13 protein-coding genes are annotated in these 15,187 nt (G+C 68.1%); 11 read left to right on the forward strand and 2 right to left on the reverse strand.

The genetic code is table 11. The features are described from left to right. Positions 1-7 precede the first annotated feature (7 nt). The 5 genes from recG (at position 8) to E2F46_RS11690 (ending at position 5,547) form a co-directional block, all read left to right on the forward strand. Positions 8-2,107, forward strand: a complete 2,100-nt coding sequence (gene recG, locus E2F46_RS11670) for an ATP-dependent DNA helicase RecG (RefSeq protein WP_133322251.1) — start codon at positions 8-10, stop codon at positions 2,105-2,107. A 25-nt stretch (positions 2,108-2,132) separates the two neighbouring features. Then, positions 2,133-3,074, forward strand: a complete 942-nt coding sequence (locus E2F46_RS11675; protein WP_133322252.1) for a nucleoside hydrolase — start codon at positions 2,133-2,135, stop codon at positions 3,072-3,074. A gap of 80 nt (positions 3,075-3,154) precedes the next feature. After that, positions 3,155-3,403 carry a type B 50S ribosomal protein L31 gene (locus E2F46_RS11680; protein WP_133322289.1) on the forward strand — a complete coding sequence of 83 codons (249 nt, stop codon included), beginning with the start codon at positions 3,155-3,157 and terminating at the stop codon, positions 3,401-3,403. Positions 3,404-3,667: 264 nt separating this feature from the next. Further along, positions 3,668-4,954 (forward strand): citrate synthase, encoded by a 1,287-nt coding sequence (locus E2F46_RS11685; protein WP_133322253.1) that lies wholly within the window; start codon positions 3,668-3,670, stop codon positions 4,952-4,954. Next, positions 4,954-5,547, forward strand: coding sequence for a hypothetical protein (locus tag E2F46_RS11690; protein WP_133322254.1), 594 nt, complete (start codon positions 4,954-4,956; stop codon positions 5,545-5,547). The genes E2F46_RS11685 and E2F46_RS11690 overlap by 1 nt, the downstream gene beginning before the upstream one ends. 16 nt (positions 5,548-5,563) lie before the next feature. Here E2F46_RS11690 and E2F46_RS11695 read toward each other — a convergent pair whose 3' ends face one another. Both E2F46_RS11695 and E2F46_RS11700 read right to left on the reverse strand, forming a co-directional pair. Continuing rightward, positions 5,564-6,211 carry a hypothetical protein gene (locus E2F46_RS11695; protein WP_133322255.1) on the reverse strand — a complete coding sequence of 216 codons (648 nt, stop codon included), beginning with the start codon at positions 6,209-6,211 and terminating at the stop codon, positions 5,564-5,566. A gap of 86 nt (positions 6,212-6,297) precedes the next feature. Next, positions 6,298-8,790, reverse strand: coding sequence for a penicillin-binding protein 1A (locus E2F46_RS11700; RefSeq protein WP_133322256.1), 2,493 nt, complete (start codon positions 8,788-8,790; stop codon positions 6,298-6,300). Positions 8,791-9,084: 294 nt separating this feature from the next. Here E2F46_RS11700 and E2F46_RS11705 point away from each other — a divergent pair, with 294 nt between their 5' ends. From E2F46_RS11705 to E2F46_RS11730, 6 genes are all read left to right on the forward strand, one after another. Further along, complete coding sequence (locus E2F46_RS11705; protein ID WP_133322257.1) at positions 9,085-10,143, forward strand: pilus assembly protein PilM; 1,059 nt, start codon at positions 9,085-9,087, stop codon at positions 10,141-10,143. Next, on the forward strand, positions 10,143-10,880 hold the full coding sequence (locus E2F46_RS11710; RefSeq protein ID WP_133322258.1) for a PilN domain-containing protein: 738 nt from the start codon (positions 10,143-10,145) through the stop codon (positions 10,878-10,880). Before E2F46_RS11705 ends, E2F46_RS11710 begins: the two co-directional genes overlap by 1 nt. Beyond that, positions 10,877-11,545, forward strand: a complete 669-nt coding sequence (locus E2F46_RS11715; protein WP_425599829.1) for a type IV pilus inner membrane component PilO — start codon at positions 10,877-10,879, stop codon at positions 11,543-11,545. The genes E2F46_RS11710 and E2F46_RS11715 overlap by 4 nt, the downstream gene beginning before the upstream one ends. 41 nt (positions 11,546-11,586) lie before the next feature. Then, a complete protein-coding gene (locus E2F46_RS11720; RefSeq protein WP_133322259.1) occupies positions 11,587-12,093 on the forward strand; it encodes a pilus assembly protein PilP in 507 nt (168 codons plus the stop codon). Between the two features lie 17 nt (positions 12,094-12,110). Next, positions 12,111-14,027: a type IV pilus secretin PilQ gene (locus E2F46_RS11725; RefSeq protein ID WP_425599830.1), complete on the forward strand. Its 1,917-nt coding sequence runs from the start codon at positions 12,111-12,113 to the stop codon at positions 14,025-14,027. Between the two features lie 153 nt (positions 14,028-14,180). Next, complete coding sequence (locus tag E2F46_RS11730) at positions 14,181-15,182, forward strand: AAA family ATPase (RefSeq protein ID WP_133322260.1); 1,002 nt, start codon at positions 14,181-14,183, stop codon at positions 15,180-15,182. The last annotated feature ends 5 nt before the right edge of the window (positions 15,183-15,187 follow it).

Genomic DNA, 15,187 nt, shown 5'->3' on the forward strand with positions numbered 1-15,187 from the left:
GGACGGCATGTCCAAGCCCGCGCCGACCCTGGCGGCCGCCGGACAGGCGCCACTGACCACGCTGTCGGGCGTCGGGCCGGCGGTCGCGGAGAAGCTCGCCGCGCGTGGCTTGGTGACTTTGCAGGATCTGTGGCTGCACCTGCCGCGGCAGTACGAAGACCGCACGCGGATCACGCCGATCCGTAACCTGCAGGCGGGCGTGGCCGCGCAGGTCGAAGGCGTGGTGGAAGCGGTCGAACGCGGCTTCCGCTATCGGCCGATGCTGCGCGTGGCGATGGGCGACGACTCGCGCGGCACCCTGGTGCTGCGCTTCTTCCATTTCCGTTCGCAGCAGGTCAACCAGTTCCGCGTCGGCGCGCGCGTGCGCGCCTACGGCACGCCACGGCCGGGGCAGCATGGGCTGGAGATCGTGCACCCGAGCTATCGCGTGGTCGACGACGCCGAGGCGGGAGTCGTGGGCGAGGCGCTGGACCCGGTGTATCCGGCGGTGGAAGGCGTGGGCCCGGCGACCCTTCGCCGACTGATCGCGCAATCGCTGCAAGGCCTGCCCGGCGAGGACGAACTGGAACTGCTGCCGCGCGAGTGGCTGCAGGCGCAGGGCCTGCCTTCGCTGCGCGCGGCGGTGGCCACGATGCATGCGCCCCCCCGCGATGCCGACGTGCCTGCGCTGCTGGCCGGGCTGCATCCTGCGCAGCGCCGCCTGGCGCTGGAAGAACTGCTGGCGCATCACCTCAGCCTGCGTCGCCAGCGCATCGCGATGCAGGCGCATGCGGCGATCGTGCTGCGCGACGACCGGCTGGCCCGGCGATTGACGTCTGCGCTGCCGTTCGCGCTGACCGGCGCGCAGCAGCGCGTGTTCGATGAGGTCCGTGCGGATCTTGCGCAGCCGTCGCCGATGCTGCGGCTGGTGCAGGGCGACGTGGGCAGCGGCAAGACCGTGGTCGCGGCGCTCGCGGCGCTGCTGGCGGTGGGCGAGGGACGGCAGGCGGCTTTGATGGCTCCGACCGAGCTGCTGGCCGAGCAGCACCTGGCCAACCTGCGCGGCTGGCTGGAACCGCTGGGCGTGCGCGTCGGCTGGCTGGCGGGCAAGATCAGCGGCAAGGCGCGCGCCGCGGCGTTGGTCGATGTGGCGAGCGGCGCGATGCAGGTCGTCGTCGGCACGCATGCGTTGATGCAGGAGGGCGTGGCGTTCCACGGCCTCGCGCTTGCCATCGTCGACGAGCAGCATCGTTTCGGCGTGCACCAGCGCCTGGCGCTGCGCGACAAAGGGGCTGCCGAAGGCATCGTGCCGCACCAGCTGGTGATGACCGCGACGCCGATCCCGCGCACGTTGGCAATGGCGGCCTATGCCGACCTCGACGTGTCCGCCATCGACGAACTGCCGCCCGGCCGAACACCGGTGCAGACCGTGGTGCTCAGCGCCGAGCGCCGCCCGGAACTGGTGGAGCGCATCCGCGCCGCCTGCGCAGAGGGCCGCCAGGCGTACTGGGTGTGCACCATCATCGACGAGTCCGACGAGGTGGTGGCACAGGCCGCGCAGACCACGCACGAGCAACTGTCGGCGTCGCTGCCCGGCCTGCGCGTGGGCTTCGTCCACGGCCGGATGAAGCCGAACGAGAAGCAGGCGACGATGCGCGCGTTCAAGCAGGGCGACGTCGACCTGCTGGTGGCGACCACCGTCATCGAGGTGGGCGTGGACGTGCCCAATGCCTCGCTGATGATCATCGAGAACGCCGAACGCCTCGGCCTGGCGCAGCTGCACCAACTGCGCGGCCGGGTGGGCCGCGGCAGTGCGGCGTCGAGCTGCGTGCTGCTGTACCAGCCGCCGCTGTCGCAGGCCGCCAGGCAGCGCCTGGAAACGATGCGTTCGACCAGCGACGGGTTCGTGATCGCCGAGAAGGACCTCGAACTGCGCGGCCCGGGCGAACTGCTCGGCACGCGCCAGACCGGCATCGCCGACTTCCGCATCGCCGACCTGGCGCGCGATGCCGACCTGCTACCCGAGGTGCATCGCATCGGCGAGGCGCTGCTGGACGACTTGCCGCAGGTGGCCGACAAACTGGTGGATCGCTGGATCGGCGGCGCCGCGCGCTATGCCGCGGCCTGAGTGCCTGGTCGTCTAGACTCCATCGATGACAGACAAGATCCCGCTCCTGATCGATACCGATCCCGGCGTCGACGACGCGCTGGCCCTGCTGATGGCCTTCGATTCGCCCGGACACGACATCGTCGGCCTGACCATCGCCGCGGGCAATGTCGGTCTGCGCCATACCGTCGCCAATGCGTTGAAGCTGTGCGAGGTGGTGGGTCGTACCGACGTGCCGGTGTTCGCCGGTGCCGATGCGCCACTGCTGCACGCCGCGCCGGATGCGGCCTACGTGCATGGTGCCGACGGCTTCGGCGATGTCGGCCTGCCGCCGGCCACCCATGCCGCCGCCGGCGAGCATGCGGCGCTGGCGATCCTGCGGCTGTCGCATGCGCATGCCGGCCGCCTGCTGCTGGTCGCCCTGGGCCCGCTGACCAACATCGCGCTGGCGCTCAAGCTGGATCCGACGTTGCCGCAACGCGTGGCGCGGTTCGTGGCGATGGGCGGCGCGGTCACTGCGCACGGCAACATCACCCCGGCTGCCGAGTTCAACGTGTACTTCGATCCCGAGGCCGCCAGGATCGTGTTCGAGGCGTTCCCGCAGTTCGAGTTGGCGGACTGGGAGGCGACGCTGGCGCACGGCCTGCCGCATGCCGGTGTCGAGGAGTGGCTGGCGATCGACACCGCGCGGGCCCGGTTCTACGAGGCCATCTCGCGGCAGACGCGCACCTGGTCGGCCGACCGCCGCGGCGACGACTGGTTCGCCGCCGATGCGCTGGCGATGGCGTGGGTGCTGGAACCGGACGCCGCGCGCGAGGTGGAAGCGCGGCCGGTGGAGGTCGACATCGGCCACGGTCCGGGTCGCGGCACCACCGTGGTGGACTGGAACCGCCAGACCGGGCGGCCCGACAACGCGCGGATCCTGCTCCGCCTGGACCAGGCCCGGTTCCAGGCCCGGGTGCGGGCCGCGCTGGCGGCCGGGAACTGACGGCAAACCCGGTCTTGCGCCAAGGGTCGAATGCGGACTACAATGCCGCTCTTTCCTTGCGCAAACTGGTGCCCGCCGCCATGAAGGCCGACATCCATCCCGATTACCGTGAAGTCGTGTTCCAGGACGTGACCTCCGATTTCAAGTTCCTGACCCGCTCCACGCTGGCCGCTTCCTCGAAGGAAACGATCAAGTGGGACGATGGCAACGAGTACCCGCTGGTGAAGATCGAGGTGTCCTCGGCGACGCATCCGTTCTACACCGGCCAGAACAAGGTCATGGACACCAGCGGTCGCATCGACAAGTTCAAGCGTCGCTACGCCAAGTAAGCGGACGCGTGTCGCGCGCCGCGCGCGCAACGCAGCGTTGCACCAACGGCCGCCGCAGGGCGGCCGTTGGCGTTTGTGCGCCTGCAGGGTTTGAAGGCCAGCTTCGCGCCGCATGTCGTCGCCCCGCGGTACATGGTTCCCGCGCGACCAAAGTCCGAGTCGGCGCTCCAACCGGCTATGCGATAATTGGTGCGTCGCGGCACCCACGCGTGCCGCCGTCGCCGGGCCCCGCGCCCGCACGTCCGTACCAGGAGGAATGCTTTCGTGTCTGACCAGATCGCCACCCTGAACGCAGGCGGCAAGTCCGTCGACCTGCCGATCCTGAAGCCCACGCTCGGCAACGACTGCGTCGACATCTCCAGGCTGACCAAGGAAACCGGGCTTTTCACCTACGACTCGGGTTTCACGGCCACCGCCAGCTGCAAGTCGGCCATCACCTATATCGATGGCGACAAGGGCGTGCTGCTGTATCGCGGCTACCCGATCGAGCAGCTCGCCGAGCACTCCAGCTTCCTGGAGGTCGCGTACCTGTTGATGAACGGCGAACTGCCGAACAAGGACGAGTTCGCCCGGTTCGAGCATGAGGTCACGCACCACACGATGATGCACGAGTCGCTGAAGAACTTCCTCGGCGGCTTCCACTACGACGCGCACCCGATGGCGATGCTGGCCGGCACGGTGGCGTCGCTGTCGGCGTTCTACCACGACAACCTCGACCTCGAGGACCCGGAGCAGCGCCGCCAGGCCGCGATCCGCCTGCTGGCGAAGGTGCCCACGCTGGCCGCCGCGGCCTACCGCTATTCGATCGGCTGGCCGATCCGCTACCCGCGCAACAACCTCAATTACGTCGACCGCTTCCTGCACATGATGTTCGAGGTGCCCAGCGAGCCGCTGGAGATGAACCCGGTGGTCGCCAAGGCGCTGGACTTGCTGTTCATTCTGCACGCCGACCACGAGCAGAACGCATCCACCTCGACCGTGCGACTGGTCGGTTCCACCGGCGCCAACCCGTACGCATCGGTGGCCGCCGGCATCACCGCGTTGTGGGGCCCCGCTCACGGTGGTGCCAACGAGGCGGTGCTGAAGATGCTGGAAGAGATCGGCACCGCGGACAAGGTGGACAGCGCCGTGGCCCGCGCCAAGGACAAGAACGACCCGTTCCGCCTGATGGGCTTCGGACACCGCGTGTACAAGAACTTCGACCCGCGCGCGAAGATCATCCGCGAGATGACCCACAAGGTTCTGGGTGAGCTGAACATCGACGATCCGATGCTGGAAGTGGCGATGCGGCTCGAGGAAGCCGCGCTGAAGGACGACTACTTCGTCGAGCGCAAGCTGTACCCCAACGTCGACTTCTACAGCGGCATCATCTACAAGGCGCTGAAGATCCCGACCGAGATGTTCACCGTCATGTTCGCCATTGGCCGCACCGCCGGCTGGGTGTCGCACTGGCTGGAGCAGCAGGTCGATCCGGAAGCGAAGATCGGCCGCCCGCGCCAGATCTACACCGGCCATGCCAGCCGCGACTACGTGCCCACCGCCAGGCGTTGATGGCACAAGCGCACCCCGGTGCACCCCCGGAGCCGCGGACTGTCCGCGGCTTCGTGCTTTTCAAGTGGCTGGTCTACGCGCTGCTGGCGGCCAACGTGGTGCTGTACGCGCATGCCGGGACGGCCACCGAAACCATCGATACCGCGGCTTGGATGGTCCTGCTGCTGATGTTCGAGTGGGAAACCGGCGGCTGGCACCTGCCGACGTGGTCGCGCACGGCCAGTCGCGCGCTGCGTGCGATCGCATCGCTTGCCGTGCTGTGGGCGTGCATCGATTACGGCCTGTCCGGCGAGTGGCTGGACTTCGCCAATGCCAGCGCCTGGTTGGGGGTTGTGTTTGCGCTGGAGCTGGAAGTGCGATTGCCTGCCAGGCGGCGGTACCTGCACCACGTGCGCCGCGCTTCGTCGTGGGTGTTGTACCTCGCACTGGCCGGATTCGCGATCGCGTGGTGGCTGCTGGCGCTGCGCGTGGGCGATGCCGGCGACTGGCTGGATGCCTGGGACGCCACGCTGTGGCTGGCCGCATTCCTGGCCATCGAGCTCAATGTGTTCGGCCTTGCGAGCCGACAGCCGCGGATGCGCGACGCACCTTGAGTGGAGGACGCGGCACCTAGGTGCCGCGTTCGTAGCCTTCGATCTCGGCTTCGGCCAACAGTTCACGCAACTGCGTCGCCGACGCGCGCTTCATCGGCCTTTCGTCGAGGCCGGACAGTGGCGCTTGCCGCAGCGCCTGTTCGGGCAGCACCAGCAGGTCGAAGCTGAGCCCCTCGGCGGCGAACAGCCACACCGGGAAGTCGCCCTCGCGGGTGCGGTCCAGGCGCAGGTGGCGGCTGCGCGATTCGGCCGGGATGCCGGCATCCCCGAGGAAGCGCGGCACCGCATCGGCATCGTCGGCGTACAGGTGAAGGTGCACCGGCGAGTGCCCGTCCGCCGTGCCCTCCAGCACCGGACCCACCAGGCGCGGCGTGAATCGGTCGAAGAACTCGAGTGCGCGCAAGGCCGCCTCGCGCCGCAAGCGCAGGCCATCGGCATGCGCATCGCCCTGGAACAGCCGCTGGTACTCGCGCAGCGCCTGTTCGATCTCGCGGTTGCGCGGCAGCGAGGCATCGTCATGGATGCCGAGGCGATCGGCGGCCTTGAGCTTTGCCTGGTGGTAGTCGCGCATGCCGCCTTCGGCCATCAGCCGTGCGGCCTCGTGCGCGAGGCGGTGCCGGCGTTCGCGCGTGCGTGTCTCGGCATGCTGGCGGGCGCGGTGCATGTCGAACTCCCGTTGCGAACCCGGACCGACTGTACCGCATGCTGGGGTGGCGTCAATGTGCAAGACGCCACGTCGCACCACCGCGATCAGAAAATGTCGAACGCCTCTTCCGCGGGCAGGTCGTCGTAGTTCATCTCGACCTCGCTCTCCATGCGATCCAGGTCCTCGGCCTTGACCCATTCGACGATGCCGCCACCGCTGGCCGTCGGCAGCAGTCGGCCGCCTTCGGTCACCGAGACCCGGATCATGCCCTCGGGCGGCTCGTTGGTCGCCAGCGGCACGCCCTCCAGCGCCACGCGCATGAAGTCGATCCAGATCGGCAGCGCCGCGCGACCGCCGTATTCGCCGCGACCGAGCGGAAGGTTGTCGTCGCGTCCCACCCAGACCGAGGTGACGAGGTTGCCACCGAAACCGGAGAACCATGCGTCCCGGTGATCGTTGCTTGACCCGGTCTTGCCCCCGACGTCGTCGCGGCCGAGCACGCGGGCGGCGGTGCCGGTCCCCCGCTGCACCACGTCGAGCATCATCGACACCAGCTGGTAGGCGACGCGCTCGTCGATCGCGCGCGGTGCCAGCACCGCATCCTCGGGCAGCGGCGTGGCTTCGGGTTGCTCCGGTGCCTCGCTCACGGGGCGTTGCGCTGCCGAAGGGCCGAAATTGAACCCGTCCACGACGTGGCCGCTGCGCTGCGCGCCCGCGGTGCCGGCGCCGCAGGCGCGGCAGGCGATGGCCGGGTTTTCCTTGAAGATCACCTGGCCGTCCCGGTCCCTGACCTCGTCGATGAACCACGGGGTGACACGGAAGCCACCATTGGCGAACACAGCGAACCCGCGGGTCACGTCCAGGGGCGTCAGCGACGGTGAACCCAGCGAGATCGACAGGTTCGGCGGCAGCTGGTCTTCCGGGAAGCCGAAGTTGCTGATGTACTTGCGCGCATAGTCCACCCCGATCGCATCCAGCAGGCGCACGGCCACCAGGTTGCGCGACAGCGCCAGGGCCGGGCGCAGGCGCATCGGGCCCATGAAGCGGCCGTCGGCATTCTGGGGGCGCCAGTCCTGGCCGCGACGCATGCGGAACACCACCGGCGCATCGGGCACGATCGACGCCGGATTGAAGCCGCGCTCGAACGCGGCGGCGAAGATGAAGGGCTTGAAGCTCGAACCCGGCTGGCGCCGCGCTTGCGTGGTGCGGTTGAACGAACTGCCGGCGAAGCTGAAGCCGCCGACCAGTGCGCGCAATGCGCCGTTCTCCGGCTCCAGCGCGACCAAGGTCGCCTGCGCGCGTGGCAGCTGTTCGAGTCGCCACGCAATCGTCGGTGGCGGCGCTTCGGCCCCGGCGGATGCCGGCCTGGGCGGCGTGGCGATGCGCCGCACGCGCACCATGTCCCCGCGCTTGAGCAGCGTGCCGGGGGCGCGCCCGGTCCAGCGGCTGCTGGCCGCATCCAGGGTAAGCGTCGTCCCGTCGGTGAGCGCGACTTCAGCCGTGCCGCCGTCGCTGCGCAGCGCGATCGCGGGCAGCAACCCGCTCTGCGCGGGGATGCCGCGCAAGCGCGCACCGGCCGTCACGGCGTCCTCGTCGGCGGCCAGCTCGAAGGTCTGTTCGGCACCGCGCCAGCCATGGCGATGGTCGTAGACAGCCAGGCCATCGCGCACGGCCTGGTCGGCGGCCGCCTGCATGACCGGGTCGAGGGTGGTGGTGACGTGGTAGCCCTTGGTCAGCACGTCGCCGCCGTAGCGCGCTTCCATCTCCAGCCGCACCATCTCGGCGACATACGGGGCATAAGCCTCGACCGGGCGCTCGTGCGGCTTGGCGTGCATCGGCGTGGCCCTGGCCGCGTCCGCCTCGGCCGCGCTGATGAACCCCAGTTCCTGCATGCGCGCCAGCACGTAGTAGTCGCGCCGCTCCTTGGCACGCTCGGGGTTGCTGAGCGGGTTGCCGCTGGACGGGAACTTCGGGATCGCCGCCAGCGAGGCCATCTCGTCCAGGTCCAGCTGGTCCAGCGTCTTGCCGTAGTAGAACTCCGCGGCCGCCGCCACGCCGTACGCGCGGTTGCCGAAGAAACTCTTGTTCAAGTACAGCTCGAAGATCTCGTCCTTGGTGAGCTCCCGTTCCATCTTCATCGCCAGCAGCATCTCGGCGAATTTGCGGGTGAAGCTGTACTCGGGGCTGAGGTAGAACTGGCGCGCCACCTGCTGTGTGATGGTCGAGCCACCGGGGACGCGTTCGCGTCCACCGGTCTTGGCCAGCAGCCAGACCGCGCGCGCGACGCCCTTGTAGTCCACGCCGGCATGCTCGTAGAAGCGGGCATCCTCGGTGGCGAGGAAGGCTTGCTTCAGGCGGTCCGGCACGTCGTCCATCTTCACCGGGTAGCGCCGCATCTCGCCGAACAGGGCGATCAGCTTGCCGTCGCGGGAGTAGACGTACATCGGTTCCTGCATCTCGATGTCGCGCAGCCCGTCGATGTCCGGGAGCTTGGACGACACCGACAGGTACAGCGCGGTCGCGGTGATGCCGCCGGCGACCAGCAGGATGAGGAAGACAAGCAGCGCCCAGCGCAGCAGGCGACGGAAACGGGGCATCGGCCGGGGACCTCGAGCCAGGCGTGGCGGTGGCCGCGCAGTATAGAGGAGGGCGGTGTACCATCCCCGACCGCATGGGGGATGGCCTGTCGAGGACAGGGTTGCCGTATGCCTTGCGGCTGCAGGAGGCGGTGGGGGCGGGTCGAAGGGGTGACGCGGCGGGTCAGCAAGTGCCCAGGATCGCGCACTCCGGCACGGTCCCGCACCGTGGTTGTTGCCATCCCATGAAAAGTCCGTTATTTAAGGCTCTGGGGCACGTTGCGCGCGTAAGCGCCCGTGACAAAGGGGAAAATCGTGGGGCTGATCACAAAAAGCCAAGCACCGCTGGTCGGCGTCGACATCAGTTCGACTGCCGTCAAGCTCCTGCAGCTCTCGCGCTCGGGTGACCGCTATCGCGTCGAGCACTATGCGGTAGAGCCGCTGCCGCCGAACGCGGTGGTGGAGAAGAACATCGTCGAGGTCGAGGCGGTCGGCGAGGCGATCCGCCGTGCCATGTCGCGCTCGGGGAGCCGCGCCAAGCATGCGGCCGCGGCCGTGTCCGGTTCCGCGGTGATCACCAAGATCATCCCGATGCCGGCGGACCTGGACGACGACGACATGGAGTCGCAGGTCGAGCTGGAGGCGGTCAACTACATCCCGTACCCGATCGAGGAAGTGAACCTCGATTTCGAGGTGTTGGGGGCGATGCCCGGCAACGCCGAGATGGTGCAGGTGCTGCTGGCGGCGTCGCGTTCGGAAAACGTCGAGATGCGTGCGTCCGCGCTCGAGCTGGGCGGGCTGACCGCCAGGGTCGTCGACGTGGAGGCATTCGCCATCGAGAACGCGTTCGGCCTGGTGGCCAGCACCCTGAACTTCCCGCGCGACGGCATCGTGGCGCTGGTCGACGTGGGCGCCACCATGACCACGCTCAACATCCTGCGCAACGGCCGCAGCATCTATGCGCGCGAACAGGTGTTCGGCGGCAAGCAGCTGACCGACGAAGTGATGCGCCGCTACGGCCTGAGCTACGAGGAAGCCGGCCTGGCCAAGCGCCAGGGAGGGCTGCCCGAGAGCTACGAGATCGAGGTGCTGGAGCCGTTCAAGGAAGCCCTGGTCCAGCAGATCAGCCGCCTGCTGCAGTTCTTCTATGCGGGCAGCGAGTTCAATCGCGTCGACCAGGTCGTGCTGGCCGGTGGTTGCGCCTCCATCCCGGGAGTCGCCGAGATGGTCGAGGAGCAACTCGGCGTGCAGACCGTGATCGCCAACCCGCTGGCGCAGATGACGCTTGGTTCGCGGGTGCAGGCGCATGCGCTCGCACAGGACGCGCCGGCGTTGATGATCGCCTGCGGCCTCGCCCTGAGGAGCTTCGACTGATGGCACGGATCAACCTCCTCCCGTGGCGCGCCGAGCGCCGCAAGCAGAGGCAGAAGGAATTCGGCGTGATGTTGGGCGTGGCCGCGTTGGCCGGCCTGGCGCTGTGGTTCCTGTTCAACCTCTACTACAACGCGCAGATCAGCGGCCAGCGCGAACGCAACCAGTTCCTGGAGCAGCAGATCGCCGAGGTCGACAAGCAGATCACCGAGATCGAGGAACTCGATCGGCAACGTGGCCGCCTGCTGTCGCGCAAGGAAGTCATCGAGCAACTGCAGGCCAATCGTTCCCAGATGGTGCACCTGTTCGACTCGCTGGTGCGCACGATCCCCGACGGGGTGATCCTGACCACGATCAAGCAGGAAGGCCAGAAGCTGACGCTGGAGGGCCGCGCGCAATCCAACTCCCGGGTCAGCACCTATATGCGCAACCTTGAGGGTTCTGGCTGGATGACCCGGCCGGACCTGTCGGTGATCCAGGCCAACGCGGGCGTGGCAGGCCTGCCCTTCATGTTCAACCTGTCGGTGCAGCTGGCCAACCCCAATGCGCCGGTCGACAGCGATGGGGACGGCATTCCCGATCCGGTGCCGCCCGTCGGCACCGAGGCCTCGGCGGCCGACGCTGCCGCGCGTGAAGTCGCGTCGCCTGTCCCGGCCGAAGCTCCGGCGGGCACTCCAATCGAGACCCCTGCAGCGCCTGTCGAGTCGGCTGCCGCGCCTGAGGAAGGAGCTGCGTCGTGAGCAACAAGAAGATGTCGCTGAAGGACCTGGACTTCAACAACACCGGGTCTTGGCCGCAGGAATACAAGATCGGTTTCTGTGTCTTGCTCGGATTGCTGATCTTTGGACTGCTCTGGTACGTGGTCACCCGCCCGAAGGGCGCGGAGCTGGATCGATTGGAGCGCCAGGAGGCCACGCTGCGTGCGGATTTCGAAACCAAGCAGGGTCGTGCCGCAAACCTCGAGCCCCTGAAGCAGCAGTTGGCGCAGATGGAGCAGCAGCTACAACAAATGTTGCGCCAGCTGCCCAGCCGGACCGAAATGCCGGCGTTGATCAACGACATTTCGCAGACGGCGCTGGCCACCGGGATACAGAACGAGCTGTTCCGCCCGGGTCCGGAAGTGCCGCGCGAATTCTACGCCGAGAAGCCGATCGAGCTGAAGATGGTGGGTAGCTACCACCAGTTCGGGGCCTTCGTCAGTGGGGTCGCGTCATTGCCGCGCGTGGTGATCATGACCATGCACGATATTTCGCTCAGTGCGCGTGGTGGCCCACCCGGCACCGTCCCCTCGATCGCCAACAACTCGGCGCTTGAGCTGGCGGGGACGGTCAAGACGTATCGCTACCTCGACGAGGATGAGGCGGCGGCGCAGCAGCAGGCTGCCGATGCCGGGGGGAATCGCTGACATGCGCATCAAGATCGACACCTTGCCGCGGGTCGCGGTGCTTGCCGGCGCGATGCTCATGCTGGCTGGCTGGCTGCGTGCGCGGCGTGACAAGTACGCCCGGTGGCGCGCCCAACCTGCAGGAGTGGGTGGCCAACGTCCGTGCGCGTCCGGCGCCGCCACTCGATCCGCTGCCCGTCATGCAGCAGTTCGAGACGTTTGAATACGCCGCGCAGGACATGCGCGACCCGTTCAGTACCGCTTTTGGACGGGACGAGGGGGCCGGCGGTCCGCGACCGGATTCGAACCGCCGCAAGCAAACGCTGGAACAGTTCCCGCTCGACAGTCTCGACATGGTCGGCACGCTGCACACCGGCGCGTCGATGGTCGGGCTGGTGATGGCGCCGGACAAGGTGACCTATCGGGTGCAAGTGGGGTCGTACCTGGGGCAGAACGACGGACGCGTGACCAGCGTGCGTGAAGACGGGATCGAGCTGGTCGAACTGGTGCCGGATGGCGCGGGCGGATGGCTGGAACGGCCGGCGTCGATTGCGCTCGAAGACAATTGAGATTAGGGGAAGTCGAGATGATCGTGATCAAAGCGCATGGCCCGAACACGCACCGGCGCGCACTGCCGCTCCGTGCGGGCGCCATCGGCGTCGCCGCGGGACTTCTGTCCGCATTCGCCGGCGTCCAGGCCCAACCGGCACCGGTCGGCCTGCAGTGGATGCCCGTGATGGGGATGCAGGCGGCCGCTGACCCGGCAACGCGGCGTCCGGCCACCGTCGCGGTATCGAATGTCGATTTCCGCCGCGGGGAAGGCGGAGCCGGCAAGCTGATCCTGCGCTTCGATGGAGAGGGCGCCATGCCCGACCTGCGCACGCAAGGCTCCGACGTGGTGGTCGATATCGGCAACGCCAGCCTGCCGGCGTCGCTGCAACGGCCGCTCAACGTGGTCGACTTCGCCACTCCGGTGCAGCGCATCGACGCCAGCCAGGGCGGCAACGGCACGCGCGTGGTGCTGAGCACCCGCGGCGGCTTCGAGTCGATGGCCTACCAGACCGGACGCGACTACATCGTCGAGATCGTGCCGCGGGCGACCTTTGCCGACCGCGCCGTCGGCACTGCCTCGGCCGCCGTGGCCACCACCGCCCAGTCCAGCGCGCAGACCGCCACGGGCCGCGCCTACAGTGGCCGACCGGTGACGTTCAACTTCCAGGATGTGCCGGTGCGCACGGTGCTGCAGCTGATCGCCGAAGAGTCCAACCTCAACATCGTCGCCAGCGATACCGTGCAGGGCAACGTCACCCTGCGCCTGGTCAACGTACCGTGGGACCAGGCGCTGGACATCGTGTTGCAGGCCAAGCAACTGGACAAGCGCCGCAATGGCAACGTCGTGTGGGTGGCACCCCAAGTCGAGATCGCGAAGTTCGAGCAGGACCGCGAGGACGCCCGGCTCGCCATCGAGGAACGCGCCGAGAAGGTGACGGAATACATCCCGATCAGCTACGGCAATGCCGAGGACATCGCCAAGCTGCTGACCGAAGAGAGCCTGAACAACTCGCAGGGCACCGGTGGCGGTGGCGGTTCGCAGCAGGGCCAGCAGCGTGACCAGGGTTTCCTGTCGTCGCGTGGCAGCATCAGCTTCGACCGCCGCACCAATACCCTGCTGGTGATCGACATCCCGCAGCGCGTCGCCGAGATCCAACGACTGGTGACGATGCTCGACAAGCCGGTGGACCAGGTGGTGATCGAGGCGCGCATCGTGATCGCGACCGAGTCGTTCGCCCGCGATATCGGCGCAAGGTTCGGCATCACCGGCATCAAGGATCGCGCGGTAGTCTCGGGTTCGCAGCTCGAGAATACGCACAACATCCGGACCGGCGAGTGGCGCTTCCCGGACGCGCTGATGTACAACAATCCGGTGGCCGGTGGCGGTGCCCTGGCGCTGACCATCCTGGGCAATACCATCGACTGGGACGTCGAGATTTCCGCGCTGCAGGAGGAAGGTCGTGGCGAGGTGGTGTCGAACCCCCGCGTGGTGACCAGCAACCAGCGCGAGGCGGTGATCCGCCAGGGCCAGGAAGTCGGCTACCTGACCGTGACCGGCGGACAGAGCGGCAACATCCCGACCGTCGAGTTCAAGGATGTCCTGCTGGAACTCAAGGTCACGCCCACCATCACCAACGATGGTCGCGTGTTCCTGGCGATGGCGCTGAAGAAGGACGAGATCGAGGGGTTCGTCAACGTTGGCCAGAACCTCGGCTCGGTGCCCCAGATCAACAAGCGCGAGATCACCACCGCGGTGCTGGTCGAGGATGGGCAGACGGTGTCGATCGGCGGTGTCTACGAGTTCCGAGACCGCAGCGAACTGTCGAAGGTGCCGTTCTTCGGCGACCTGCCGATCCTCGGCAACCTGTTCAAGAACCGCGGACGCAACCGTGAAAAGGCCGAGCTGCTGATCTTCGTGACGCCGAAGGTGTTGCGCGTCGCGCAACGCTGATTCTCAGCGAGCGGTTGTTTCCGGGACGGGGCCTTCGGGCCCCGTTCCCATTGCAGGGTGCCATTCATCGGGCACGCCGGCTTCCCGCACTGAACCATTCCGGGTGGTTCCGGGTCAAACTCGGCCCCGGCGCAGCCCGCGCCGCCTGACCGGATGCCGATGGACGTTCCACGCGACGACGACACCCCGCGTCTGCACGCTGCCTTCCGCGCGCTGCGCGAAGGCCTGTCCACCGAGATCGTCGGCCAGTCTGCGCTGGTCGAACGCCTGCTGATCGCGCTGCTGGCCGATGGCCACCTGCTGGTCGAGGGGGCGCCGGGGCTGGCCAAGACCACGGCGATCCGCGCGCTGGCCGCGCGGCTGGAGGCGGACTTCGCCCGTGTGCAGTTCACTCCCGACCTGCTGCCTGCCGACCTGACCGGCACCGAGATCTGGCGCCCGCAGGAAGGACGGTTCGAGTTCATACCGGGGCCGATCTTCCACCCGCTGCTACTGGCAGACGAAATCAACCGCGCGCCGGCCAAGGTGCAGTCCGCGCTGCTGGAGGCGATGGGCGAGCGCCAGGTGACCGTCGGCCGCCAGACCTATGCCCTGCCCTCCCTGTTCCTGGTGATGGCCACGCAGAACCCGATCGAGCAGGAAGGGACGTTCCCGCTGCCCGAGGCGCAGTTGGACCGTTTCCTGATGCATGTGCGCATCGGTTATCCGGAAGTGGAAGCCGAGACCGAGATCCTGCGCCTGGCGCGCGAACGCGCGCGCGATGCCCTGCAGCCGGTGGAGCGCGCGCCGGAGCGGATCGCGCAGGCCGACGTGTTCGCCGCACGGCACGCGGTGCTGGGCCTGCATGTCGCGCCGCAGGTCGAACGCTACCTCGTCGAACTGGTGCTCGCCTCGCGCGATGCCGCACGCTACGACGCCGCGCTGGCGCGTCGCATCGCCTGGGGCGCCAGCCCGCGAGGATCGATTGCGCTGGAACGCTGCGCACGTGCCCGCGCATGGTTGTCCGGGCGCGACTTCGTCACCCCGGACGACGTGCGCGACGTGGCGGCCGACGTGCTGCGCCATCGCGTGCTGCCCAGCTACGAGGCGACGGCCGAAGGCTGGGACGGCGAGCGGCTGGTCGCCGAGTTGCTGGCAAGGGTGCCGTTGCCCTGAGGCGG

This window comes from Luteimonas aestuarii (assembly GCF_004357985.1).
GTDB lineage: Bacteria > Pseudomonadota > Gammaproteobacteria > Xanthomonadales > Xanthomonadaceae > Luteimonas > Luteimonas aestuarii.